Source organism: Lentzea sp. NPDC059081 (genome assembly GCF_042738015.1).
Classification (GTDB): domain Bacteria; phylum Actinomycetota; class Actinomycetes; order Mycobacteriales; family Pseudonocardiaceae; genus Lentzea.
This window is the reverse complement of record NZ_JBHYGW010000042.1, coordinates 28,058-51,336: the sequence shown is the minus strand read 5'-3', so window position 1 is coordinate 51,336 and position 23,279 is coordinate 28,058. Positions and strand designations below refer to the sequence as shown.

Sequence of the window (23,279 nt, the reverse complement as noted above, 5' to 3'; positions counted from 1 at the left end):
ACTCCCACAAGATCATGCGACTTAGACACTCACATGATCAACGAGCGCCGTGCCCGCCTTGCGTCCAGGTGAAACGACTTTGCCGAAGCCCTGCCTTGGCGGGGGACCCCTGCGTCAGCTAGCGATACCTACGAAACAGCCGCGTGCGAGTGCTCACCCACGTGCGCGGCGGCCTTCGACAGCGACGCCGACTTGCGCGCGTCCGCACGCTTCGAGCGCGGCGGCACGCCGTTGACATCCTCGGTCGAGACGCCGTAAGCGGCCGTCACGAACGCGATGGCGCCGGCGTTGCGGCCCAGGGCGACGCGGTCGATGTTGCCGAGGTTGTCGCACGCCGAGTGGTAGCACGGGTCGTAGGCGATGCCCGCCGTGCCGCCCCACTTCGCTGCCTGCGCCGCGGTCTTCACGCCCTCGGCGCCGGTGAACAGGCCGCCGGCCGGGATGCCCTGCGCGATGAACTCGCCGTAGTCCGAGCGGCCCGAGAAGTCCGTGCCCTCGGTCGGGACGCCCTTGGCGACGAAGTAGTCGGCGAAGGCCTTCTCGATCTGGGCCGAGCCGTACGGGCCGGGGCCCGCGCCCACGCCGTCGGAGTTGTCGCCGTCGTAGATGAAGTACGCGGCGTTCGGGGAGCCGACCATGTCGAAGTTCAGGTACAGCGCGATGTCCAGCTGCTGTTCGAACGTCAGCGACTGCACGTACTTCGTCGAGCCGATCAGGCCGCGCTCCTCCGCGCCCCACCAGGCGAAGCGGATCGCGTTGTCGACCTTCGGGCTGGACCCGAGCTGCAGCGCGGTCTCCAGCAGGGAGGCCGAGCCGGAGCCGTTGTCGTTGATGCCGGGGCCGACCTCGACGCTGTCGAGGTGCGAGCCCGCCATGACCACGTTGTTGGTGCGGCCGGTGCGGGTCTGCGCCACGACGTTGCGCTGGGTGCGGGTCTCGGTGTGGAAGCGCATGTCGACGGTGACCGCCGAGCCCGCCTTGCCGGCGAGCGTGGTGCCGTCGGCCTGCGAGACGCCGCCCGTCGGGATCTTGCCGGGGTTGGTCAGCGTCACGTTGGACAGCGGACCGGCGGTGTTGTTCGAGACCAGCACGGCGATGGCGCCCGCGGCGAAGGCGTTGAGGTGCTTCTGCTCGAACGTGCAGCCGCCGCGGCGGATCAGGGCGACGGAGCCGGTGAAGTCCTGGCCGGCGAAGTCGGTGGCCTCGCAGCCGGTGGTGGCGTCCTCCGGCACGACGCGCAGCGTGCCCGTCACGCCGCCGACCGGGGTCTGCGGCGAAGCGGTCATGATCAGTGCCTGGTAGTTCACGCCGCCGACGGTGGCCCGTTCGGCGTCGGTGACGGCGACGTCGAAGTCGAACGTCGGCGTGGACACGATGAAGCCCTCGTCGCGCAGCTTGCCCGCGACGTAGTCGACGCTCGCGTCGTAGCCGGGGGTCAGGGCGGCGCGGTTGCCCCCGTTGCGGTCGGCGAGGCGCTGGAACGCGATCAGGTGCCGGTTGACGCCCTCGACGGTGACCTTCTTCGCGAGCTTCTTGGCGAGGGCGGGGCCAGCGGGGTCAGCCGCGGCGGACGCGGTGGCGGTAGGGGCTGCGACTAGTGCCGAGATGGCAAGCACCGTCGCCAGCTTGGTTCTGCCGGACATGTGAACGTTCCCCTTTGTTCGAGATGGCTGCACCCTCACAAAAAGGAGACCCAGGACACAATCCTTCGGTCGGCGGGATCTCAGCTGGTGAGCAGATCGACACTCTCCGCGAGCCCCTCGACCTCGACGGACCACTCCGGGCGCACGAAGTCGGCGGCGTCCAGGCGGAGTCGCACGTGCTCAAGGCGCTTGCCGCGGGGTGCGGCGGCCATCGAGCCGTCGTGCACGTAGCCGAGCTTCTCGCTCACCCGGTTCGACGCGTGGTTGCCCAGCCAAGCCGCCGAACGAGCGATGTTCGCCCCCAGGTGGTCGAACGCGAACTGCAGCACGGCGATGCGCATCTCGGTGCCGAGGCCACCGCCCTGGAACCGCTTCCCCATCCACGAGCCGGTGCTCACCTCGCGCAGCGCGCCGAAGTCGCGGGCGGAGACCTCCTGCATGCCGATGACCCCGCCCTCGTGCCGCGCGAGGAAGTTGATCGCCCAGTCCTTGGCGGCGAACGAGGAGCGCGCGCCCCAGTAGTGCTTGATCATCCCGAACCCGCCGTCGCCGGCGACCCAGTCCGTCCACGGCACGAGGAACGGCATGTCCTCCGGGTCGTGCACACCGTCCTTCGCGACCTCGACGAGCTCGAACAGGCCCTCGTCGTCGTCCGGGCGCAGCTCCAGGCGCGGGGTGCGGAGAACCAGGTGTCGCAGAGGCCAGGGGTCCATGATCCGATGGTGCCGGACCTGTCGAACGGTATTACGGTCGACTGTATGCGTGCCATCACTGTTCGCGACCCCGGCGGCCCAGAGGTGCTCGAGTGGACCGAGGTCCCCGACCCCGTGCCCGGTCCCGGCGAGGTGCTGATCGACGTCGCCGCGAGCGCGGTCAACCGCGCGGACCTGTTGCAGCGCCAGGGTTTCTACCCGCCGCCGAAGGGTGCGTCGGACGTCATCGGGCTGGAGTGCTCCGGCACCGTCGCCGCGCTCGGTGAGGGCGTCACGGGCTGGAACGTCGGCGACGAGGTGTGCGCACTGCTCGCGGGCGGCGGCTACGCGGAGAAGGTCGTCGTGCCGGCGCCGCAGGTTCTCCCGGTGCCGCAGGGCGTCGACGTCGTCACGGCGGCCGCGCTGCCCGAGGTCGCGTGCACGGTGTGGTCGAACGTCGTGATGGACGGACGGCTGAAGCTCGGCGAGACGTTCCTCGTGCACGGCGGCGCCGGCGGCATCGGCACGCACGCCATCCAGGTCGCCAAGGCGCTCGGCGCGACCGTCGCGGTCACCGCGGGCTCGGACGAGCGGCTGCGGAAGTGCGCGGAGCTCGGCGCCGACATCACGGTCAACTACAAGACCCAGGACTTCGTGGCCGAGGTCAAGAGCGCCGACGTCGTGCTCGACAACATGGGCGCCGCCTACCTGCCGCGCAACATCGAGGTGCTCGCGCCGGACGGCCGGCTGATGATCATCGGCATGCAGGGCGGCGTGAAGGGCGAGCTGCCGATCGGCGCGCTGCTGGCCAAGCGCGCGATGGTGATGGCGACCGGGCTGCGCGGGCGGTCGGTCGAGAGCAAGGGCGCGATCGTCGCGCAGGTCCGCGAGCACCTGTGGCCGCTCGTCGACAGCGGTGCCGTGAAGCCGATCGTCGGCAGGGTCGTGCCGATGTCGGACGCCGCCGAGGCGCACCGGCTGCTGGAGGCCAGCGACGTGTTCGGCAAGGTCCTGCTCAAGCGGGAACGGTAGAGGTGCCCAGCGCGGTCCGGGGAGCCGTGCGGAACTCCAGCCCGAACTCCTCGGACCAGCGTGTGAGCACCGCCTGCTCGTCGGGCCGGTCGACGTCGTCCGCCAGCACGGTCGCGCCCGGTGCCAGCACGGCCCGCAGCACCGGCAGCGCCGGGTAGCGGGAGTCGCCGAACCCCGGCCCGTCCACCAGCAGCAGGTCCACCAGCCCGAACCGGTCGACGTACGCGAGCACCTCGTCGTGCACCTGCTGCGGTGCGAACCACTGGCCGTGCCGCGACAGCGCCGCCGGGTGCCTCGACAACGGCGCGTGCACCACGCGGGCGATCGAGCCCAAGCCCTCGCGGCGCAGCTGCGAGGCGACGAACGCGGCGATCCGCTCGTCGTGCTCGATCGACAGCAGGTGCCCGAACCCGCGCTGCCGCAACAACCGCGCGAGCAGGACGGACGTGGAGCCGCAGCCCAGTTCCACCAGCACGGTCCGCGCGCCGAGCACGATCTCGTCCATCACCGCGACGAGGGCGGACGGGCGCAGGTCACCGGAGAGCTGGGGCAGGTACTCGGTGTTGAGCGAGTCGATGCGGTGCAGGGCGGAGAGATCAGCCAGCTCGCGGGCCAGCGTGTCGTCCAAGCAGGATCTCCCAAGTGCTCAGGCCAGTTCGGCCACCGCTCGGACCAGGTCGTCCATCTCGACGGCGTTCGTGTAGTGCGCGAGCCCGACGCGGATGGCGCCGCCGATCTCGCCGACGCCCAGCACCGAGAACACGCCGTGCTGGCCTGGGTCGGCGAACGCGCACACGCCCCGGGACGCCAGGTGCTCGACGCCGTCCGCCGCCTTGACCCCGGCGACCGAGAACGCCAGCGCCGGAACCCGGCGCATGGCGTCGCCGATCACCATCACGTGCCGCAGCGACCGCAGTTCGTTGATGAGGTTGGCGAGGAGTCCCGCCTGGTAGGCCTTCACGGATCCGAGCGACGTGAGCAGGCGCTCCCGCCGCGGGCCGGACGCCGCGTCGTCCAAGTCCGCCAGGTACTCCACTGACGCAACGAGACCGGCGAGCATCGGGTACGCGTGCGGGCCGAGCTCGAGCCGTTCCGGGCCGCGGGCGGCCGGGTCGACCGAGACCGACGGCAGCCGTTCGAGCATCGACGGGTCGCGGAACACCAGCGCCCCGACCGGCGGGCCACCCCACTGACCGGCGGAGAGCGCGACCACGTCCGCGCCCATGGCAACGATGTCGAGCGGTACGAACGGCGCCGCCGAGGAGGCGTCGACGACCATCAACGACCCGTGCGCGCGGGCCACCGCGGAGATCTTGCCCAGGTCGGGCCGGGTGCCGACCACGCCGGACGCGGCGGTGATGGCGATGAGCTTGGTGCGGTCGGTGACGAGCTCGTCGTACTGCCAGCTCGGCAGCTCGCAGGTCTCGATGTCGATCTCGGCCCACTTGACCGCGCTGCCGGTGCGCTGGGTGGCGCGCAGCCACGGCGCGATGTTCGCCGCGTGGTCGAGGCGGGACACGAGCACCTCGTCGCCCATGAACCAGTCGTCCGTCATGGCGTCGGCGAGGCGTTGCAGCAGCACGGCGGAAGACGGCCCGAGCACGACACCCGCGGGGTCCGCGCCGACGAGGTCCGCGACGGCACGCCGGGCGGCGTCGACGATGCCCTGCGCGCGCTGGGAGGCGGGAAAGATGCCACCGGGACCGGAGACCGGGGCGCGCAGCGCGGTGGAGACGGCGGTGGCCACCTGTTCGGGCACCTGCATGCCTGCCGGCGCGTCCAGGTGGACCCAGCCGTCGCCGAGCGCGGGGAAGAGCCCCCGTACCCGTGCGACGTCGAACGCCATGACTCACACCGTACGTAATTGGGCAAACACGGTGTCGAGCAGCCCCACCCGGTTAACCGTGAAGCGACCACGGACGCGAGGATGGAGACCATGACACAGGAGCAGCCCGTCGTAATCGTCGGCGGCCAGGACGGCGACATCACCGACATGGTCGAGCAGCCGGCCAAGGTCATGCGGATCGGCACGATGATCAAGCAGCTGCTGGAGGAGGTGCGGGCGGCTCCTCTGGACGAGGCCAGCCGGAACCGCCTCAAGGAGATCCACAAGCGGTCGATCGAGGAGCTCGAGGACGGTCTCGCGCCCGAGCTGCGCGACGAGCTGGAGCGCCTCTCGCTGCCGTTCACCGAGGACGGCACCCCGTCCGACGCCGAGCTGCGGATCGCGCAGGCCCAGCTCGTCGGCTGGCTGGAGGGCCTCTTCCACGGCATCCAGACCGCGCTGTTCGCCCAGCAGATGGCCGCGCGTTCGCAACTGGAGCACATGCGCGGACGGGCGCTGCCCGCCGGCAGCGGTGACGGCCAGGAGGGCGGTCCCACGGGCAAGGGAACGGGGCAATACCTCTAGACGCCTCTAGCACAACCACCCGAACCTGGCTCTACGATGCGCTGAACTTCGGGAAGGAGCCACCGTGCTCGAGCGTGTCCGCCGCGGCCTGCAGGCCAAGCAGCTTCGTCACAGGTTGCGCGTCAAGGCGATCGAACTGGTCCAGGACGCCATCGCTCCGCAACGCGAGCAGATCGAGCGCCTCCAGGTCCAGATCGACGGCCTGCGGGACGAGCTGCGCAGCGAGCTGACACACCAGGCGAACCGCATCGTCGACCACACGGTGGAGCAGGAGGTGCGGACCCGGCGCGACATCGTGTTCGCCGCCGACCAGGAGGCCGCCCTGCAGAGCGCGCGATTCGTGCAGGAGGCCATGCCGCGCGTCCCGCACTTCGGCTCGCCCCACGCGACGCTGGAGCACGCGCTCACGCACGCCCCCGCCGAGGGCATGGCCCTCGAGTTCGGCGTCTACACCGGCGGCACGCTCAAGATCATCGCCAACGCCCGCGACGGTGAGGTCTACGGCTTCGACTCGTTCGAGGGCCTGCCGGAGGACTGGCGCAACGGGTTCCCGGCCGGCACGTTCACGATGGACGGCCTGCCGGACGTGCCCGGCGCCGAGCTCGTGGCCGGCTGGTTCGACGAGACGCTGCCGAAGTTCCTCGAGGTGCACGAGGGCCCGGTGACGTTCCTGCACGTCGACTGCGACCTCTACTCGTCCACCAAGACCGTGCTCGACCTGGTCGGTCCCCGGCTGGTCGAGGGCAGCGTCATCGTCTTCGACGAGTACTTCAACTACCCGCAGTGGCAGGAGCACGAGCACAAGGCCTGGATGGAGCACGTGAAGGCCTACGGGGTCGAGTTCGACTACCTCGGGTACACCTACGATCACGAACAGGTCATCGTCAAGGTGACCAAGGTCTGACCCAGGTGATCGCACCGTGACCCACCGGTGAGCAAGCCTCCGATCCGACGCCGGTACGCTCAGTCCTCGTGCAAGCCACCAGTACCCTCGACCACCCCGAGGCGCCCCCCGCCGTCAAGTCGCGCAGCTTCAAGCGCGCGTTCGCCGACGTGCGGGAGGCTTGGGACCACCGCGAACTGTGGGGGCACCTCGGCTGGCAGGACATCAAGCAGCGCTACCGGCGTTCGGTCATCGGTCCGTTGTGGATCACGATCTCGATGGGCACCACGGCCCTCGCGCTGGGCCTGCTCTACTCGGTGCTGCTCGGCACCGAGGTCGCGACGTTCCTGCCGTACGTGACGGTCGGCTTCATCGTCTGGAACTTCATCGTCGGCTGCGTGACCGAGGGCACCGACGTGTTCATCGCGAACGAGGGCCTGATCAAGCACCTGCCGGCGCCGATCACGGTCCACGTGATGCGCATGGTGTGGCGCCAGGTGCTGTTCCTGATGCACAACCTCGTGGTCTACGTCGTGGTGCTGGCGATCTTCTTCACCTCGCTCAACCACGACTACAAGATGACCGAGGGCGGTCCGCTGCACCCCGGTCTGAGCTGGACCATCGTGCTGGCGATCCCCGGCTTCGCGCTGCTCGCGGTCAACGCGGTGTGGGTCTCGCTGCTCTTCGGCGTCATCAGCACCCGCTTCCGCGACATCCCGCCGGTGGTGAACAGCTTCATCAACCTGGTGTTCTTCATGACGCCGATCGTCTGGGACGCCAGCATCCTCACCAAGGTCACCGGTGGTGGCGACGCGGGCTGGCGCATCCTGGTCGCGGAGCTCAACCCCGTGTACCACTTCGTCGAGATCGTCCGCGCCCCGCTGCTCGGCCACGCGGTCGACTGGCACCACTGGGCGATCGTCGGCGGCTTCACCGTCGTGGGCTGGCTCGCCGCGCTGGTGATCCTGCGCAACTACCGCGCCCGTGTTTCCTACTGGGTCTGACGAGGAGGTCGGCTAAACCATGGTCAGCATCGACGTCTGGAACGCATCGGTCGACTTCCCGATCTTCGACGCCAAGTCGAGGTCGCTGAAGAAGCTCGCGCTCGGCAAGGTCGGCGGCAAGATCGGCTCCGAGGGCCGGGTCCCGATCATCGAGGCGCTGCACGACATCTCGCTGTCGCTCAAGGACGGCGACCGGGTCGGCCTGATCGGCCACAACGGCGCGGGCAAGTCCACGCTGCTGCGGCTGCTCGCCGGCATCTACGAGCCGACCCGCGGGCACTCGCGGATCGTCGGCAAGGTCGCGCCGGTCTTCGACCTCGGCGTCGGCATGGACCCGGAGATCTCCGGGTACGAGAACATCATGATCCGCGGTCTGTTCCTCGGCATGAGCCGCAAGGAGATGGAGAAGCGGGTCGACGACATCGCGCAGTTCACCGAGCTCGGTGACTACCTGCAGATGCCGTTGCGCACGTACTCGACGGGCATGCGCGTCCGGCTCGCGCTGGGCGTCGTGACCTCGATCAACCCCGAGATCCTGCTGCTCGACGAGGGCATCGGCGCGGTCGACGCGGCGTTCATGGCGAAGGCCCGCGACCGGCTCAAGGACCTCGTGAAGCGCTCCGGCCTGCTCGTCTTCGCGAACCACTCGGACGAGTTCCTGATCGAGTTCTGCGACAGCGCGATCTGGATGGACGAGGGTCACGTGAAGATGCACGGGGGCCTGCGCGAGGTGCTCACCGCGTACAAGGGCTACGACCCGTTCGAGCGGATGAGCCCGGAGACGCTGGAGCGGCTCGGCCACTCCTCCCCCGTCCTCAGCGGAAACGGCGGCGAATAGATCGTGAACCTCCAGGCACTGCCCAAGGGCTCCGTCGTGGCGGTGGTGGTCACCCGCCACCGCCGGGAACTGCTGGCCGAGTCGCTGAAGGCGCTCGCCACGCAGACACGCGTCCCCGACCACCTGGTCGTCGTCGACAACGGCCCGGACCAGCCGGTGGACGACCTGGTCGAGCAGTGCCCGCTGCCCACGACCTACCTGCCGTCGCACCGCAACCTCGGTGGCGCCGGCGGCTTCGCGCTCGGCATCCTGCACGCGCTCTCGCTGGGCGCGGACTGGGTGTGGCTCGCGGACGACGACGGCCGCCCCGCCGACGAGAACGTGCTGGCCGTGCTGATGGAGGAGGCCGAGCGCCGCAAGCTCGCCGAGATCTCCCCGGTCGTCACGAACATCGACAGCCCGGACAAGCTCGCGTTCCCGCTGCGCCGCGGCCTGACGTGGAAGCGGTCGGCGGCCGACCTCGGCACGGACTTCCTGCCGGGCATCGCCTCGCTGTTCAACGGCGCGCTGTTCCGCGCCTCGACGCTCGACGTGGTCGGCGTGCCGGACTACCGGCTGTTCTTCCGCGGCGACGAGGTGGAGATCCACCGCAGGATGGTCCGCTCCGGCCTGCCGTTCGGCACGTCGCTGCGGGTCGCCTACGTGCACCCGGACGGCTCTGACGAGTTCAAGCCGATGCTGGGCGGCAAGTTCCACGCGCAGGACCCGGAGAACCCGGTCAAGCGGTACTACACCTACCGCAACCGCGGCTACCTGCTGTCGCAGCCGGGCATGCGCAAGCTGGGCGCGCTGGAGGTGTTCCGCTTCGGCCTGTACTTCCTGGCCGTGAAGCGCGACCCGAAGGCGTTCGTCGAGTGGCTGAAGCTCGTGCGTCTCGGCCAGCGGGAGCGCTTCTTCCGCAAGTGATCCGATCGGGGCACACCCGTCCCGCACTTCCCGTAATCGCTCGCGCACGCGAAGTGATCGGAGTAAGACGGGACGGGTGATCTCCCGACGCGGACTTCTTTCCCTGGCCGGTGCGAGCGCACTCCTCGCGGCCTGCGGGTCGAACACCGGCAGAGGCGGCAGCGGCCAGTCTCTCACGCAGTGGTACCACGCCTATGGCGAGCCCGGCGTGCAGGAGGCCGTGCAGCGCTACGCCAAGGCGTACTCCAAGACCCCGGTGACCGTGCAGTGGAACCCCGGCGACTACGACTCCAAGCTCGCGACGAGCCTGCTGTCCGACGGCGGTCCGGACGTCTTCGAGTCCACCCCGCAGGTCAGCGCGGTCCGGGCCGGCCAGTACGTCCCGCTCGACGACCTCCTCGGTGACGCGAAGAACGACTTCACCCGGTCGATCCTCGCCACGCACACCGTCGACGGGAAGGTCTACGGCATCCCGCAGGCCGTCGACATGCAGATGCTGTTCTACCGCAAGAGCTTCCTCGCCCGGGCCGGCGTGCAACCACCATCCACTGTGGACGAGCTGGTCGACGCGACCAAGCGGCTCACCAGGGACGGCGTCAAGGGCCTCTTCGCGGGCAACGACGGCGGTGGCGGCGTGCTGGGCGGGCCCGCGCTGTGGTCGGCGGGGCTCGACTACGTGCGCGAGCACCAGGTCGGGTTCGACGACCCGGCCGCGGCGACGGCGATCGGCAAGCTCCGCGAGCTCTACACCAGCGGCGGCCTGCTGCTCGGGGCCGTGAAGGACTGGGCGGAGCCGGACGCGTTCACGCAGGGGCTCGTCGCCATGCAGTGGACCGGGCTGTGGACGGTGCCGGCCGTGCAGAAGGCGCTCGGCGACGACTTCGGCGTGCTGCCGTTCCCGAAGCTCACCGGCAACGGCAAGCCCAGCGTGCCCGTCGGAGCGTTCGGCGCGATGGTCAACGCCAAGTCGAAGCGGGTCGACGAGGCCAAGGAGTTCGTGAAGTGGCTCTGGGTCGAGAAGACCGACTTCCAGGAGGACTTCAACCTCAGCTACGGCTTCCACATCCCGCCGCGCGAGAGCATCGCCGCGAAGGCGTCGAAGCTGACCACCGGTGCGGCGGCGGACGCGGTGAAGTTCGTGCGGGACAACGCCAAGGCGTCCAGCCCGCCGGACTGGACGTCGGTGATGCGGACCTCGTTCAACGACGCCGTGTCACGCGTGGTGCGTGACGGTGCGCCTGCCGACTCCGAGCTCAAGGCCGCCGCGTCGAAGGTGCGGGACGAGCTGAAGCGCCTGTACGGATGACGAAGCACAACCGCGCGTTCTGGCTGTTCGTCGGGCCGTTCGCCGCCGGGCTGCTCGTGTTCGTGTACGTGCCCATCGGGTGGAGCCTGCTGCTGTCGTTCTTCGATGCGCGCAACACGGTGACGCCGAGCGAGTTCGTGGGGCTGCGCAACTACGCGGACATGCTCACCGACGGGCCGTTCCTGAGCAGCCTCGGCACGTTCAGCCTGTTCGCGCTGTTCATCGTGCCGCTGACGTTCGTGCTGGCGCTGGCACTCGCGTTGCTGGTGAACCAGATCGGCTTCATGCAGGCGTTCTTCCGGTCGGTGTTCTTCCTGCCGACGGCGTGCTCGTACGTGGTGGCGGCGCTGGTGTGGAAGCTGTCGATCTTCAACGGGCTGCGCAGCGGCCTCGCGAACACCGTGCTGGGCTGGTTCGGCGCGGACCCGGTGGCGTGGACGGTCTCCACGTCCCCGCCCTGGTACTGGCTCGTGCTCGTGACGCTGCGGCTCTGGCTCCAGCTCGGGTTCTACATGATCCTCTTCATCGCGGGCCTGCAACGGATCCCGCGCGTGCTCTACGAAGCCGCGGCGCTCGACGGCGCACGGCCGTGGCAGTCGCTGAGGTTCGTCACGCTGCCGCAGCTGCGCACCACGTCGATCGCCGTGCTGCTCCTGCTGCTGATCGGCGCGTACCAGGCGTTCGACGAGTTCTACAACGTGCTCGGCACCGACCGCGGCTACCCGCCGTTCGCCCGGCCGCCGTTGATCTACCTCTACTACACGGCTCTCGGGTCCGGCGGTCAGGACTTCGGGCACGGCAGCGCGGGCGCGGTGATCCTCGCAGTGCTGATCGTCGGCGTGACGCTGCTGCAGGGAAGGGTGGTGCGGCGGTGAAGGCGGTGCGGTACCTGGCGCTGGGCATCGCGGCCGTGCTGTTCCTCGTGCCGTTCTACCTGGTGGTGCGCAACGGGTTGGTGGCCGAGTCCGAGATCAGCGCGACGTCGTGGACGTTCTTCCCGTCGTCGGTGCGGTGGGAGAACTTCGCCGAGCTCTTCAGCGACCCCGCCGTGCCGTTGCTGCGCAGCATGCTGAACTCGTTGCTGGTGGCCGTGTTGCAGACGGCAGGACAGCTGCTGCTGTGCTCGATGGCCGGCTACGGCCTGGCGCGGATCCCCCACCGGTTCAGCAACGTCGTGTTCTACCTCGTCGTCGCCACGCTGATGATCCCCGCCGCCGTCACGTTCGTGCCCACGTTCGTCGTCGTCTCGACCCTGGGCTGGGTGTCCGACCTGCGCGGGCTCGTGATTCCCGGCCTGTTCAGCGGGTTCACGGCCTTCCTGTTCCGCCAGTACTTCCTCACGTTCCCGCGGGAGCTGGAGGAGGCGGCGCGGATCGACGGGCTCGGGCACTGGGGCACGTTCTGGCGCGTCGTCGTGCCGAACTCGCGCGGGTTCTTCGCGGCGCTCGGCGTGATCGCGTTCGTGACGTCGTGGAACCAGTTCCTGTGGCCGTTGGTGATCGCCCAGGACCAGGACTCGTGGACCGTGCAGGTGGCGCTGTCGACGTTCCTCACGGCTCAGTCGATCAACGTGCACGAGCTCTTCCTGGCCGCCGCGGTCTCCATCACACCGCTGGTCGTCGTGTTCCTCGCGATGCAGCGCTTCCTGGTGCGCGGTGTGACGGAGACCGGGATCAAGGGGTGATCAGTTCTCGAAGACCTTCCGCCACGACTCGGTGGAGGTGAGCTCCGGCAGCGCCGCCCGGTAGACCCGCTTGAGCTGGTCCCACTCCTGGCCGAGGCGGCGGTAGTTGCGGGCCGCCCGCTTGGCCAGCGCGCGGAACTCCTTCGGGTCGCGCTTGTAGAACGCCACGGCGGTGCCGTCGGCGGTCGACACGGTCGCGCTGTCGAGGTTGCCGAGCAGCGACCAGCGGGCGCTGAGCGCCGGCACGTTCAGCTGCGGCCGGTCCGCGGCGTCGGGCTCGGGCTTGCTCAGGTTGTGCAGCAACGACTTCGCGGCCCGCTTGACCGTCGTGATCTTCGACGTGGACGGCCGCAGCAGCGCCTCGGCGTGGACCTGGTCGAAGGTGGGCGGCGGGAACTCGCGGGCCGACGGCAGGGTCTGCGCGTCGGAGTACTCGGCGCGCAGCCTGCGCACCTCCGGCAGGCCCGTGCGCAGCGAGTCGAAGAGCGAAGCCGGACCGGCCAGGAAGTCCTCGAGCGCCTTCTGCTGCAACATGACCGTCGAGTACTCCATCGACAGCAGGTGCCGCAGCGTCAGCTTCAGGCCGTGCTTCACGAGACCGGCCTTGACGTCGTACGGGCTGTGCAGCGCGGCCAGGATGAGCCGGTTGCGCGTGTGGAAGTACGCCTGCCAGTCCGTCGAGTCGTTCTTGTCGGTCCACGGCATGTGCCACACCGCGGAGCCGGGCAGCGACACCGTCGGGAAGCCGTGCTCCAGCGCCCGCAGCGAGTACTCGGCGTCGTCCCACTTGATGAAGAGCGGCAACGGGTAGCCGATGCGCTTGACGACCTCACGCGGGAACAGGCACATCCACCAGCCGTTGTAGGTGGCGTCGATCCGCGGGTGCACGGCCGCGGTCTCGCGCAGCGACTCGGCGCCGAAGTCGTGGTCGGTCACCGCACCCGGTGCGGCACGCCAGAAGCACGAGCCGAGGTCGACGATCTCCGCGTAGCTGTGCAGGCGGGCGCGCGAGTGCAGGTTCAGCATGTGGCTGCCGACGACCACCGGCTGGGCGGCGGCGCGGGCGAAGGCGTTGGACCTGAGCACCGCGTCCGGTTCGAGGCGGATGTCGTCGTCCATCAGCATGATCTGGTCGACGTCGGTGTTCTCGATCGCCTCGAACATGCCGCGGGTGAAGCCGCCGGAACCGCCCAGGTTGTCCTGCTCGATGACCTGGAGCTTGTCGCCGAGCAGGGCCGCTGCCTCGGCGTACCCCGCGGTGTCGCGCACCTTCACGGCGCCCTGGTCCGCGACGAAGACCTTGTCCAGGACCTCGAGCACGGCCGGATCCTCGCCGAGCGCGCGCAACGCGATCACGGCGTCGACCGGGCGCATGGTCGTCATGCCGATGGCGACCTTCTGCACCGGCAGCGGTTCGCGCACCGTCCAGGCCGCCTCGCGGATCTCCAGCGGGCTGTCGTCGGTGAAGACGTCGAACCAGATCCAGCCGCCGTCCTCGAACGGCTTGAGCGACACCGCGAACTCGACCTCGGTCCACTCGCTCGCGTCGCGGACGTACTGGCCCTCGACGTGGATGATGTCGCCGGACGGGCGGGAGCGGTACACGTCGACACGGCCGCTGCCGCGCACGACGAGGTTGAGCACGACCTCGTCGACCGTCGTCCAGCGCTTCCAGTAGGAGGCCGGGAACGCGTTGAAGTAGGTCGCGAAGGAGACCTTGGAGGACGGCGGGACCGTGGTGCTGCGGCGGGACGCGACGTGGCAGTGCGTCGTGTCCGGCTCGTCCAGGTAGAGCGGCCTGACGTCGAGCGGGTCTTCGTCCCTGGGCAGGATCACCCGTTGCAGCACGCAGTTCTGGTCCACTGACCGTCCCCTATCAAGTGGCAGGGCGGCCCGGAAGACCCGGACCGCCCGTTCAAAACGTCGGAAGAACTCTTTTGCCTGACGAACTCAGAGGTCGTACAACCGCGACCAGGTCTCGCGGCTGGTGAGCTGCCCCATCGCGTCCTTGTAGGCGCGCTGGACCTCGGGGGCCCTGCGGTACAGCTCCCGGAAGACCTTCGCACCCTGCTTGGACAGGCGGACCGCGAGCTCCTTGTCGCGCTTGCGGACCCGCACGCCCTCCTGCGACGCGTCGGTCACGACCGCCGTGTTGAACAGCGACACGTGCCACCAGGTGGCGTCACCCGCGGGAACGGTGCCCGCGTGGTGCACGGACTTGCCGAGCAGCTGGTTGACGAGGCGCTTGGCGAACACCGGCGCGATCAGCTTCGGCGTCGGCGCGGCACCGATCATCGGGAGGCTGCCGGGCTTGAAGCCCGGGATCTCCGACGCCGGGTGCCGCACGGTCTCCGGGAACTCGGCGCGCAGCTTGCGGATGTCCGCCGCCGCCTGCACACCGCCGTCCCGCAGGAAGCCGGGGCCCTCGAGGAAGTCCTCGATCGCCTTGAGCTGCGTGGCGGCGAGGCCGTACTGCATGCCCAGGATGTACGTGGCGAACTGCTTGGCCATGCCGCGCACGATCATCTTCGGGTCGAAGCGGCTGTGCAGCGCGGAGGTGATCAGGGCGTTGCGCAGGTTGAAGTACCTGTGCCAGTCGTCCCAGTCCTTCCAGTGGAAGTCCGCGTGCCACACACCGGCGCCGGGCAGCGACACGGTGGCGAAGCCGTGCGCACGGGCGCGGTAGCCGTACTCGATGTCGTCCCACTGGAAGAACAGCGGCAGCGGGTAGCCGACCGCCTTCACGATCTCCGACGGGATCAGGCACGACCACCAGCCGTTGTAGCCGGCGTCGACGCGCTTGTCCTGGACGTTGCGCTTGCCGGTTTCCTCGTCGTAGCCGGTGAGGTCGGCGTTGAACAGCGCGCCGTCCACGACCTGGCCCGGCGCGAGGGTGTCGAGGTTCGCGTACTCGGCACCGACGTGCAGGAAGTTCGGGTGCAGCAGGTAGAGCATCTGACCACCGACGATGGTCGGCTGCGTCGTGCGGTTCGCGAACGCGGTGAGCCTGATGACGATCTCGGGCTCGCACAGCACGTCGTCGTCCATGAACAGGACGTTCGCGTGCTCCGCGTGGTCGATCTCGGTGACCTCGTAGAGGCCGCGCGTGAAGCCGCCGGCACCACCGAGGTTCGGCTGGCGGATGTAGCGCAGCTTGGCCCCGAGCGCGGCCGAGACCTCGGCGAACCGGGGCCGCGACTCGACGGCGTCCGTGCCCTGGTCGACGACGTAGATCGTGTCGACGAGCTCGAGCGGCTGTGGGTCGGAGGCGAGCGCCTCCATGGTGTTGAGGCAGTCGTCCACGCGGTTGAACGTGCAGATGACGACGGCGGTCGGGCGCACCGTCTTCGGCGGCGCGACCGTCCAGCGGACCTTCTCCACGGAGAGGGAGTCCTCGCCCGTGAGGACGTCGAACCAGAGGCCGCCGCCGTCCGTGAACTTGTCGATCTTGGTCGTGAGGCGCACCTTCTGCGCCTTCGCACCCGAGACCTTCTCCGCGGCAACCGTGCGCGTCTCGCCCTCGGAGTCCGAGGCGACGAGCGACACCTGGCCGGAGCCGGTGACCTCGAGCTCGAGCTCCACCTCGGGGCTCACGCACCACCGCTGCCAGTACGAAGCGGGGAAGCGACCGAAGTAGGTGTTCATCGAGACGGTCGCGTTCGGGTGCACCACCATGCGGTGGCGCTCCCGGTCGGCGATACCGCGCTTCACCTCGGCGTACAGATCTTCAGAGACGATCGGCGACGGACCTGCGAACAGGCCGCGCTGTGTCAGCAGTTTCTCCGGCGCCTCGTGCTCGACGAGGTTGGACTTCCCCGGCATCGCTTCTCAGTCCTCCAGCGACCCGTCCAGCACCTGGCCAGAGGACAGGTGCGGAGCGATCTTGTTGTCGAACACGCTCAGCGCCGAACCGATGGCCATGTGCATGTCCAGGTACTTGTAGGTGCCGAGGCGACCACCGAAGACGACGTTCCGCTCGGCCGCTTCCTTGCGGGCCAGTTCGCGGTAACGCTCCAGCTTCGCGCGGTCCTCCGCGGTGTTGATCGGGTAGTACGGCTCGTCGTCCTTCTCCGCGGCACGGGAGAACTCGCGGACGATGACGGTCTTGTCCGACGGGTACTCGCGCTCCGGGTGGAAGTGGCGGAACTCGTGGATGCGCGTGTACGGAACTTCCGCATCGTTGTAGTTCATGACCGGCGTGCCCTGGAAGTCGCCGATCGGCAGCACTTCCTGCTCGAAGTCGAGCGTCCGCCAGCCCAGCCAGCCCTCGGAGTAGTCGAAGTAGCGGTCCAGCGGACCGGTGTAGACGACCGGGACGCCCGCCGGGATCTCGTCGCGCACGTCGAAGTAGTCCGTCGACAGCTTGACGTCGATGTTCTCGTGGTCCGCCATCTTCTCGAGCCACGCGGTGTAGCCGTCGACCGGCAGGCCCTCGTAGGTGTCGTTGAAGTAGCGGTTGTCGAAGTTGTAGCGCACCGGCAGGCGGGTGATGACCGCCGCGGGCAGCTCCTTCGGGTCGGTCTGCCACTGCTTCGCGGTGTAGGCCTTGATGAACGCCTCGTAGAGGGGACGGCCGACCAGCGAGATCGCCTTCTCCTCGAGGTTCTTCGCGTCCTTGGTGTCGATCTCGGAGGCCTGCTCCGCGACCCACGCCTTGGCGTCCTCCGGCGACATGTAGCGGCCGACGAACTGCGAGATGAGGCCGAGGCCCATCGGGAACTGGTACGCCTGGCCGTCGTACATGGCGAAGACGCGGTGCTGGTACCCCGTGAACTCCGTGAACTGGTTCACGTACTCCCACACGCGCTTGTTCGACGTGTGGAACAGGTGCGCACCGTAGCGGTGCACCTCGATCCCTGTCTCGGGCTCGGCCTCCGAGTAGGCGTTGCCTCCGATGTGGTCACGCCTCTCGAGCACCAGCACCCGCTTGTTCAGCTGGGACGCGGCGCGCTCGGCGACCGTGAGACCGAAGAATCCGGATCCGACGACAATCAGGTCATAACCTGCGAAGCTCACGCCAACGAGGGTAACGCCGCCGGGTACCTGTGCTGTGAGCCCCCCCAGGGTCGGCGGCACTCGGGTGAAACGCAGGCCCGCGATCGGCTGACCGTAGACTCCGACCGGCTCCGCGTCTTCGCTCGGGCAGTGCGGCTGTGCGTCCAGCCGGAACCCGGCGCACCGGTTCACGTAGACGATTCACCTTCACTGTGAGGTTGCAGGACGATGAGTTGGTTCGAGGCACTGCCGGTCGCGCTCGTCGCAGCGGGCTGGTTGATCGGCCCCGGCGTCGCACTGGCGTACGCGCTCGGCCTGCGCGGACTCGGCGCCTGGGGCATGGCGCCCACGCTCAGCGTCTCGCTGATCTCCGTCACGGCCGCCGTCGCCCAGAAGGTGGGCATCAGGTGGTCCGTGCCCCTGGTCCTCGGCGTCTCGGTGGCCGCGTGCCTGATCGCGGTCGTGCTGTCGCTGCTGTTCCGCCGGATCGCGCCCGCCCGCCGCAACGACCCGGTGCGCACCCAGTGGGTCGCCGCCGCCGGCCTGGTCCCCGCCGCACTGGTCGGCGGGTACGTGGTCGTCCGCGGCATGGGGACGCCCGACCAGCTCAACCAGACCTTCGACGCGATCTACCACTACAGCGCGCTCAACTACGTCCTCGAGTCCGGCTCCGCCTCGTCCCTCACGATGGCCTCGCTCGGCAACCCGCTGATCCCCCCCGGTTTCTATCCCGCCGGCTGGCACGGCGTGACCTCGCTGGTCGTGCTGAGCACCGGCTCGAACATCGCGGTGGCCGCGAACGTGATGGCCTGGGCGATCGCCTCGCTGGTCTGGCCGCTGAGCATGCTGCTGCTGGTCCGCCAGCTCGTGGGCAGGAACACGGCGGCCGTCGCCGTCACGCCGGTGCTGGCCGTCGCGTTCACCGCGTTCCCGTGGGGCCTGCTCGGCTTCGGCGTGCTGTGGCCGAACCTGCTCGGTCTCGCACTGGTCCCCGCCGGTCTCGCCGCCGTGCTGGCCGCGACCTCGCTGGCCAAGGAGGACGTCCTCGGCCGCCGCCGGTCGCTGTCGATGGCCGTGCTGGTGCTCGTCGGCACCGCCTTCGCCCACCCGAACGCGATGTTCAGCCTCGCGGTGCTCGCGGTCTTCCCGTTCCTGGTCGCGGTGTTCCGCTGGGGCCGAGAGCTCCACCGCGGCGGCAGGACGTGGCAGGGCGTCGCCGTCGTCGCCGGGACGCTCGCCGTGCTGCTCGCCATCTGGGTCTTCGTGTCCCGCCTCGCCGCGTTCAAGCCCGTGCGGGAGATGTTCTGGCCGCCCTTCGAGACCCCGGCCAGGGCCGTCGGCGAGGCGCTGCTGAACTCGCCCAACGGCAAGCCCGCCCTGTGGGCGCTGTCGATCCTCGCCATCGTCGGACTGGCGACCGCGTGGCGGTGGAGGGAGCACCGCTGGCTGATCGCGGCGTTCGCCACCGTGTCCTTCCTGTACACGGTCTCCGCGGCGATCAACCGGCCGGACACCAGGAAGTTCACCGGCCTCTGGTACAACGACTCGTTCCGGCTCGCGGCCATGGCGCCGATCGTGGCCGTGCCGCTCGCGGTGATCGGCGTGTTGTTCATCGCCGGGAAGATCGCCGAACGCGTTCCGGCAGCCAGGATTCCCGCGCTGCTGCGCACACCGACCGCGCTTGCGATCGTCGTGGTGCTGGCGCTGCTGCCGTTGAGCCGCGGGTACTACGCGAGCGCGAACATCGCCACGGTCCGCGGCAGTTACACGGGGGCCGACCCGACCAACGGAGTGCTGGTCGACCAGACCGAGCTCGCGTTCCTCGACGACCTCCGCAAGGCGCTGCCCGAGGACGCCGTCGTGGTCAACAACCCGTGGGACGGCTCGGCGGTCATGCTCGCCGACATCCGCCGCAAGGCGCTGTTCCCGCACGCCGACCTCCCGTGGAGCGACGACCAGGCCTACCTCGCGAGGCACGTCGCCGACGCCGCGGACGACCCGAAGGTCTGCGCCGCGGCCGACCGGCTCGGCGCGCACTACCTGCTGATCGCCAACAAGACGTTCTGGGAGTGGGACAGGCGCAGGCTGAACTACCCCGGCGTCGAGGAGCCCACCAAGCCGGGAGCCTTCGAGCTCGTCGCGTCCCGCGGCTCGGTGAAGCTCTACAAGCTCGACAGGTGCGGCTCGGCGACCTCGCCGAGCCGGTAGCAGGCCCCTCGGACGACGAAAGCCCGGTCCCGCGTTCGCGGGACCGGGCTTTTCGCGTGGTCGGTCAGGCCAGCGCGGCGCGCGCCTTGAGCGGCTCCCACCAGCTCCGGTTGTCCCGGTACCAGGCGACGGTGCGGGCGAGGCCCTCCTCGAACGGCACCTGCGGGGCGTAGCCCAGCTCGGTGGAGATCTTGGTGATGTCGACCGAGTAGCGGCGGTCGTGGCCCTTGCGGTCGGCGACCCGCTCCACGGACGACCAGTCGGCACCCATCGCGGCCAGCAGCCGCTCGGTCAGCTCGTGGTTGGTCAGCTCGGTGCCGCCACCGATGTTGTAGACCTCACCGGCGCGGCCGCCCTCGACGACGAGCTGGATGCCCCGGCAGTGGTCGTCGACGTGCAGCCAGTCCCGGATGTTCAGGCCGTCGCCGTAGAGCGGCACCTTCTTGCCGTCCATCAGGTTCGACACGAACAGCGGGATGACCTTCTCGGGGAACTGGTACTCGCCGTAGTTGTTCGAGCAGCGCGTGATGCACACCGGCATGCCGTACGTGCGGTGGTAGGACCGGGCGATCAGGTCCGAGCTGGCCTTGGCCGACGAGTACGGCGAGTTCGGCTCCAGCGGCTGCTCCTCGGTCCAGGAGCCGGTCTCGATCGAGCCGTACACCTCGTCCGTGGAGATGTGGACGAACTTGCCGACGTTCGCCTCCAACGCGCCCTGCAGCAGGGTCTGGGTGCCGAGGACGTTGGTCACGACGAACTCGGCGGCACCGGAGATCGACCGGTCCACGTGCGACTCGGCGGCGAAGTGCACCACCACGTCGGTGCCGGGCATCAGCTCGCCGACCAGGTCGGCGTCGCAGATGTCGCCGCGGACGAACTTCAGCCGGGGGCTGTCCGCCACCGGTGCGAGGTTGGCCTCGTTGCCCGCGTAGGTCAGCTTGTCCAGCACGACGACCTCGGCGTCGGCGAACGCCGGGTAGGCGCCTCCGACGAGCTGCCGCACGTAGTGGGATCCGATGAATCCCGCGCCACCAGTTACCAGAACCCGCATCGTGCTCCTCGTCGCACCTGTCGGTCGGGCGTTCGTCATCTCGTTCACGCGGTGGCGCCCGACGAGCGGGCGACCTCCATCACGTACTGGCCGTAGCCGGACTTGGCCAGCTTCTCGCCGAGGGCGTGGCACGCGTCCGCGTCGATGAAGCCCATCCGCAGGGCGATCTCCTCGAGACAGGCGATCCGGATGCCCTGCCGGTGCTCCAGCACCTGGACGTACTGGCCCGCCTCGAGCATCGAGTCGTGCGTGCCGGTGTCGAGCCAGGCGAACCCGCGGCCCAGGTCGACCAGCTTCGCGTTGCCCTGCTTGAGGTAGACCATGTTCACATCGGTGATCTCCAGCTCGCCGCGGGCGGAGGGCTCGAGCCCGCGGGCGATCTCCACGACCTGGTTGTCGTAGAAGTAGAGACCGGTGATGGCCTTGTTGGACTTCGGCAGGGCCGGCTTCTCCTCGATGGAGATCAGGTTGCCCTGCGCGTCCACCTCGCCGACGCCGTAGCGCTCGGGGTCCTTGACCGGGTACCCGAACAGCACGCAGCCGTCGAGCGAGGCCGCGTGCTGCTGGAGCACCTTGGCGAAGCCCTGGCCGTGGAAGATGTTGTCGCCGAGCACGAGCGCGACGTCCTGGTCGCCGATGAAGTCGGCACCGATGACGAAGGCCTCCGCCAGGCCGTTGGGCTCGGCCTGCTCCGCGTACTCCAGCCGGATGCCGAACTGCGCACCGTCACCGAACAGGCGCTGGAAGTTCGGCAGGTCGGCGGGCGTCGAGATGATCAAGATTTCCCTGATGCCGGCGAGCATCAGGACCGACAGCGGGTAGTACACCATCGGCTTGTCGTAGACCGGCAGCAGCTGCTTGGACACGGCCTGCGTGATCGGGTGCAGCCTGGTACCGCTGCCGCCGGCGAGAACGATCCCTCTCATCGTCGAGCGTCTTCCCATCTTGGTTGGAGATCAGCGCACTCGCCGGGCGCATGCGCGCAAGCGGTCCGGCGACGCGACGTCACGCGGTGTTGGCGCGGAGCTTCTCGTAGTAGGCGAGGCAGTCCTCGTACCGGGGAAGGATACCGGCCGCCTCGGCCTCCGCCAGGGTCGGGGCGGCGAGGTCCTTGTCGGAAAGCACCTGCTCAAGATCAGCGGGCCAGGGCAGGCCGAGCGCCTCGTCGAGCGGGTTGACGCCGTGTTCCGCGCTCGGGTTGTAGGCCTCACCGCACAGGTAGCTCATGACGGTGTCGTCCTCGAGGGCGACGAACGAGTGCCCGAGCCCCTCGGAGACGAACAGGGCGCGGTACTCGCGCGAGTCCAGCCGCACGGCGTCCCACTGCCCGTAGGTGGGCGAGCCCACCCGGATGTCGACCACGACGTCGAGCAGCGCGCCACGCGGGCAGTAGATGTACTTCGCCTGGCTGGGGGGCACGTCGGCGAAGTGGACGCCGCGGATGGTGCCCTTGCTCGAGACCGAGTGGTTGCTCTGGGCGACGCGCATCGACCGGCCGGTCGCCTCGATCAGCGCCTGCTCCTGGTAGGGGCTCGCGAACATGCCCCTGTTGTCACCGAAGGTCCGCGGCACGAACTCGTACGCCCCGGCAATGGTCAGCTCACGGATCTGCACGATCGCAGAGGATAACGGCGTGGCGGGGCGCCCATCCTCACGGACCGGGTTCACCCGGGTAGGGCATCATGGCCGCCTAGCCGACCAGGAGACCCAGTCACCATGACGATGATCGACATCATGCTGCCGTACTACGGCGACGTCGCGCTCATGCAGGCCGCCGTGGAGAGCGTGCGGGCGCAGACCGACGACGGCTGGCGGCTGACGGTCGTAGACGACACCTCCGAACCCACCGTGCCCGGCTGGTTCGAGTCGCTCGGGGACGAGCGGATCCGGTACTTCCGCAACGAGCGGAACCTCGGCATCACCGGCAACTTCACCCGCTGCCTCGACCTGGCCGAGCACCAGCTCATGTCGATGCTGGGCGCGGACGACCTGCTGCTGCCCAACTACGTCGGCACCGTCCTCGCCGCCTACCGGGAGCACCCCGGCGTGGGCATGATCCAGCCGGGCGTCGAGGTCATCGACCAGGACGGCCGGCCGGTCAAGGCGCTCGCGGACGAGGTCAAGCGGCGGCTGTACGCGCCGAAGGTGACCGACCGGCTGCTGATGGGCGACGAGGAGCTCGCGACGAGCCTGCTGCGCGGCAACTGGCTCTACTTCCCGTCGATCGCCTGGCGCACCGACGCGATCAAGTCGGTCGGCTTCAACCCCGACCTGCGCACCACTCAGGACCTCGCGCTGGAGCTGGAGCTGATCGAGCGCGGCGAGAAGATGCTCGTCGACAGCACGGTCTGCTTCCGGTACCGCCGCCACCTCGAGAGCGTCTCGTCGAAGATGGCGCTCGACGGCGACCGCTTCACCGAGGAGCGCGGACTGTTCCTCGCGACGGCCGAGCGGATGAGGGCGAGGGGCTGGCGCCGTGCCGAACGGGCCGCGCGCAACCACTCCTCGTCCCGGCTGCACGCGCTCACGCTGCTGCCGACGGCCGTGCGCAGCGGCCAGCGCGACGTCGTCCGTTCGCTCACCAAGCACGCCTTCGGCAACAGCTGAGAGAACGCGAAAAGCGCCCC

At 69.2% G+C, this 23,279-nt stretch carries 21 protein-coding genes; 11 read left to right on the top strand and 10 right to left on the bottom strand.

The annotated features are described in order from the left end of the window. Window positions 1-128 precede the first annotated feature (128 nt). Window positions 129-1,643: a M28 family metallopeptidase gene (locus ACFWV3_RS42775; protein ID WP_382419699.1), complete on the bottom strand. Its 1,515-nt coding sequence runs from the start codon at window positions 1,641-1,643 to the stop codon at window positions 129-131. A gap of 80 nt (window positions 1,644-1,723) precedes the next feature. Beyond that, window positions 1,724-2,356, bottom strand: coding sequence for a GNAT family N-acetyltransferase (locus ACFWV3_RS42770; protein WP_382419698.1), 633 nt, complete (start codon window positions 2,354-2,356; stop codon window positions 1,724-1,726). Between the two features lie 45 nt (window positions 2,357-2,401). On the opposite strand from ACFWV3_RS42770, the gene ACFWV3_RS42765 reads away from it, so the two are divergent. Beyond that, window positions 2,402-3,367 (top strand): NAD(P)H-quinone oxidoreductase, encoded by a 966-nt coding sequence (locus tag ACFWV3_RS42765; RefSeq protein ID WP_382419697.1) that lies wholly within the window; start codon window positions 2,402-2,404, stop codon window positions 3,365-3,367. Here the strand turns inward: ACFWV3_RS42765 and ACFWV3_RS42760 are convergent. Both ACFWV3_RS42760 and ACFWV3_RS42755 read right to left on the bottom strand, forming a co-directional pair. After that, a complete protein-coding gene (locus ACFWV3_RS42760; protein WP_382419696.1) occupies window positions 3,351-3,995 on the bottom strand; it encodes a class I SAM-dependent methyltransferase in 645 nt (214 codons plus the stop codon). The two genes, ACFWV3_RS42765 and ACFWV3_RS42760, sit on opposite strands and share 17 nt — an antisense overlap. An 18-nt stretch (window positions 3,996-4,013) precedes the next feature. Then, complete coding sequence (locus ACFWV3_RS42755; RefSeq protein ID WP_382419695.1) at window positions 4,014-5,213, bottom strand: cysteine desulfurase-like protein; 1,200 nt, start codon at window positions 5,211-5,213, stop codon at window positions 4,014-4,016. A gap of 90 nt (window positions 5,214-5,303) precedes the next feature. Between ACFWV3_RS42755 and ACFWV3_RS42750 the strand changes: the two genes are divergently transcribed. The 8 genes from ACFWV3_RS42750 to ACFWV3_RS42715 all read left to right on the top strand — a co-directional run bounded on the left by ACFWV3_RS42750 (window position 5,304) and on the right by ACFWV3_RS42715 (window position 12,398). Further along, a complete protein-coding gene (locus tag ACFWV3_RS42750; protein ID WP_382419694.1) occupies window positions 5,304-5,777 on the top strand; it encodes a bacterial proteasome activator family protein in 474 nt (157 codons plus the stop codon). Between the two features lie 64 nt (window positions 5,778-5,841). Then, complete coding sequence (locus ACFWV3_RS42745; RefSeq protein ID WP_382419693.1) at window positions 5,842-6,681, top strand: TylF/MycF/NovP-related O-methyltransferase; 840 nt, start codon at window positions 5,842-5,844, stop codon at window positions 6,679-6,681. Window positions 6,682-6,749: 68 nt separating this feature from the next. Then, window positions 6,750-7,664 (top strand): ABC transporter permease, encoded by a 915-nt coding sequence (locus tag ACFWV3_RS42740; protein WP_382419692.1) that lies wholly within the window; start codon window positions 6,750-6,752, stop codon window positions 7,662-7,664. Between the two features lie 19 nt (window positions 7,665-7,683). Next, on the top strand, window positions 7,684-8,502 hold the full coding sequence (locus ACFWV3_RS42735; protein ID WP_382419691.1) for an ABC transporter ATP-binding protein: 819 nt from the start codon (window positions 7,684-7,686) through the stop codon (window positions 8,500-8,502). Window positions 8,503-8,505: 3 nt separating this feature from the next. Beyond that, on the top strand, window positions 8,506-9,408 hold the full coding sequence (locus ACFWV3_RS42730; RefSeq protein ID WP_090059404.1) for a glycosyltransferase: 903 nt from the start codon (window positions 8,506-8,508) through the stop codon (window positions 9,406-9,408). 76 nt (window positions 9,409-9,484) lie between these two features. Beyond that, window positions 9,485-10,714 (top strand): ABC transporter substrate-binding protein, encoded by a 1,230-nt coding sequence (locus ACFWV3_RS42725; protein ID WP_382419690.1) that lies wholly within the window; start codon window positions 9,485-9,487, stop codon window positions 10,712-10,714. After that, entirely contained in the window at window positions 10,711-11,589 is an 879-nt protein-coding gene (locus ACFWV3_RS42720) for a carbohydrate ABC transporter permease (RefSeq protein ID WP_382419689.1), read from the top strand. The genes ACFWV3_RS42725 and ACFWV3_RS42720 overlap by 4 nt, the downstream gene beginning before the upstream one ends. Next, on the top strand, window positions 11,586-12,398 hold the full coding sequence (locus ACFWV3_RS42715; protein WP_382419688.1) for a carbohydrate ABC transporter permease: 813 nt from the start codon (window positions 11,586-11,588) through the stop codon (window positions 12,396-12,398). The genes ACFWV3_RS42720 and ACFWV3_RS42715 overlap by 4 nt, the downstream gene beginning before the upstream one ends. On the opposite strand, the gene ACFWV3_RS42710 is transcribed toward ACFWV3_RS42715, so the two are convergent. The 3 genes from ACFWV3_RS42710 to glf form a co-directional block, all read right to left on the bottom strand. Then, window positions 12,399-14,261 (bottom strand): glycosyltransferase, encoded by a 1,863-nt coding sequence (locus ACFWV3_RS42710; RefSeq protein WP_382419687.1) that lies wholly within the window; start codon window positions 14,259-14,261, stop codon window positions 12,399-12,401. Between the two features lie 87 nt (window positions 14,262-14,348). Further along, window positions 14,349-16,220: a glycosyltransferase gene (locus ACFWV3_RS42705; protein WP_382419686.1), complete on the bottom strand. Its 1,872-nt coding sequence runs from the start codon at window positions 16,218-16,220 to the stop codon at window positions 14,349-14,351. Window positions 16,221-16,226: 6 nt separating this feature from the next. Beyond that, complete coding sequence (gene glf / locus ACFWV3_RS42700; protein WP_382419685.1) at window positions 16,227-17,414, bottom strand: UDP-galactopyranose mutase; 1,188 nt, start codon at window positions 17,412-17,414, stop codon at window positions 16,227-16,229. Window positions 17,415-17,621: 207 nt separating this feature from the next. Here glf and ACFWV3_RS42695 point away from each other — a divergent pair, with 207 nt between their 5' ends. Then, window positions 17,622-19,601, top strand: a complete 1,980-nt coding sequence (locus tag ACFWV3_RS42695; RefSeq protein WP_382419684.1) for a DUF6541 family protein — start codon at window positions 17,622-17,624, stop codon at window positions 19,599-19,601. A gap of 64 nt (window positions 19,602-19,665) precedes the next feature. Here ACFWV3_RS42695 and rfbB read toward each other — a convergent pair whose 3' ends face one another. From rfbB to ACFWV3_RS42680, 3 genes are all read right to left on the bottom strand, one after another. Next, on the bottom strand, window positions 19,666-20,652 hold the full coding sequence (gene rfbB / locus ACFWV3_RS42690; RefSeq protein ID WP_382419683.1) for a dTDP-glucose 4,6-dehydratase: 987 nt from the start codon (window positions 20,650-20,652) through the stop codon (window positions 19,666-19,668). Window positions 20,653-20,696: 44 nt separating this feature from the next. Then, entirely contained in the window at window positions 20,697-21,578 is an 882-nt protein-coding gene (gene rfbA / locus ACFWV3_RS42685) for a glucose-1-phosphate thymidylyltransferase RfbA (RefSeq protein WP_382419682.1), read from the bottom strand. A gap of 79 nt (window positions 21,579-21,657) precedes the next feature. Beyond that, the gene (locus tag ACFWV3_RS42680; RefSeq protein ID WP_382419681.1) at window positions 21,658-22,266 is read right to left on the bottom strand and encodes a dTDP-4-dehydrorhamnose 3,5-epimerase family protein; all 609 of its coding nucleotides are present in this window, start codon (window positions 22,264-22,266) and stop codon (window positions 21,658-21,660) included. Between the two features lie 102 nt (window positions 22,267-22,368). On the opposite strand from ACFWV3_RS42680, the gene ACFWV3_RS42675 reads away from it, so the two are divergent. Then, window positions 22,369-23,259 (top strand): glycosyltransferase family 2 protein, encoded by an 891-nt coding sequence (locus tag ACFWV3_RS42675; RefSeq protein WP_382419680.1) that lies wholly within the window; start codon window positions 22,369-22,371, stop codon window positions 23,257-23,259. Window positions 23,260-23,279 lie beyond the last annotated feature (20 nt).

Coding starts and splice junctions, on each gene's coding strand:
- ACFWV3_RS42735 (WP_382419691.1), top strand. CDS start 7,684: ATGGTCAGCATCGACGTCTGGAACGCATCGGTCGACTTCCCGATCTTC.
- ACFWV3_RS42695 (WP_382419684.1), top strand. CDS start 17,622: ATGAGTTGGTTCGAGGCACTGCCGGTCGCGCTCGTCGCAGCGGGCTGG.
- rfbA (WP_382419682.1), bottom strand. CDS start 21,578: ATGAGAGGGATCGTTCTCGCCGGCGGCAGCGGTACCAGGCTGCACCCG.
- ACFWV3_RS42770 (WP_382419698.1), bottom strand. CDS start 2,356: ATGGACCCCTGGCCTCTGCGACACCTGGTTCTCCGCACCCCGCGCCTG.
- ACFWV3_RS42675 (WP_382419680.1), top strand. CDS start 22,369: ATGACGATGATCGACATCATGCTGCCGTACTACGGCGACGTCGCGCTC.
- ACFWV3_RS42720 (WP_382419689.1), top strand. CDS start 10,711: ATGACGAAGCACAACCGCGCGTTCTGGCTGTTCGTCGGGCCGTTCGCC.
- ACFWV3_RS42755 (WP_382419695.1), bottom strand. CDS start 5,213: ATGGCGTTCGACGTCGCACGGGTACGGGGGCTCTTCCCCGCGCTCGGC.
- ACFWV3_RS42705 (WP_382419686.1), bottom strand. CDS start 16,220: ATGCCGGGGAAGTCCAACCTCGTCGAGCACGAGGCGCCGGAGAAACTG.
- ACFWV3_RS42750 (WP_382419694.1), top strand. CDS start 5,304: ATGACACAGGAGCAGCCCGTCGTAATCGTCGGCGGCCAGGACGGCGAC.
- ACFWV3_RS42765 (WP_382419697.1), top strand. CDS start 2,402: ATGCGTGCCATCACTGTTCGCGACCCCGGCGGCCCAGAGGTGCTCGAG.
- ACFWV3_RS42775 (WP_382419699.1), bottom strand. CDS start 1,643: ATGTCCGGCAGAACCAAGCTGGCGACGGTGCTTGCCATCTCGGCACTA.
- rfbB (WP_382419683.1), bottom strand. CDS start 20,652: ATGCGGGTTCTGGTAACTGGTGGCGCGGGATTCATCGGATCCCACTAC.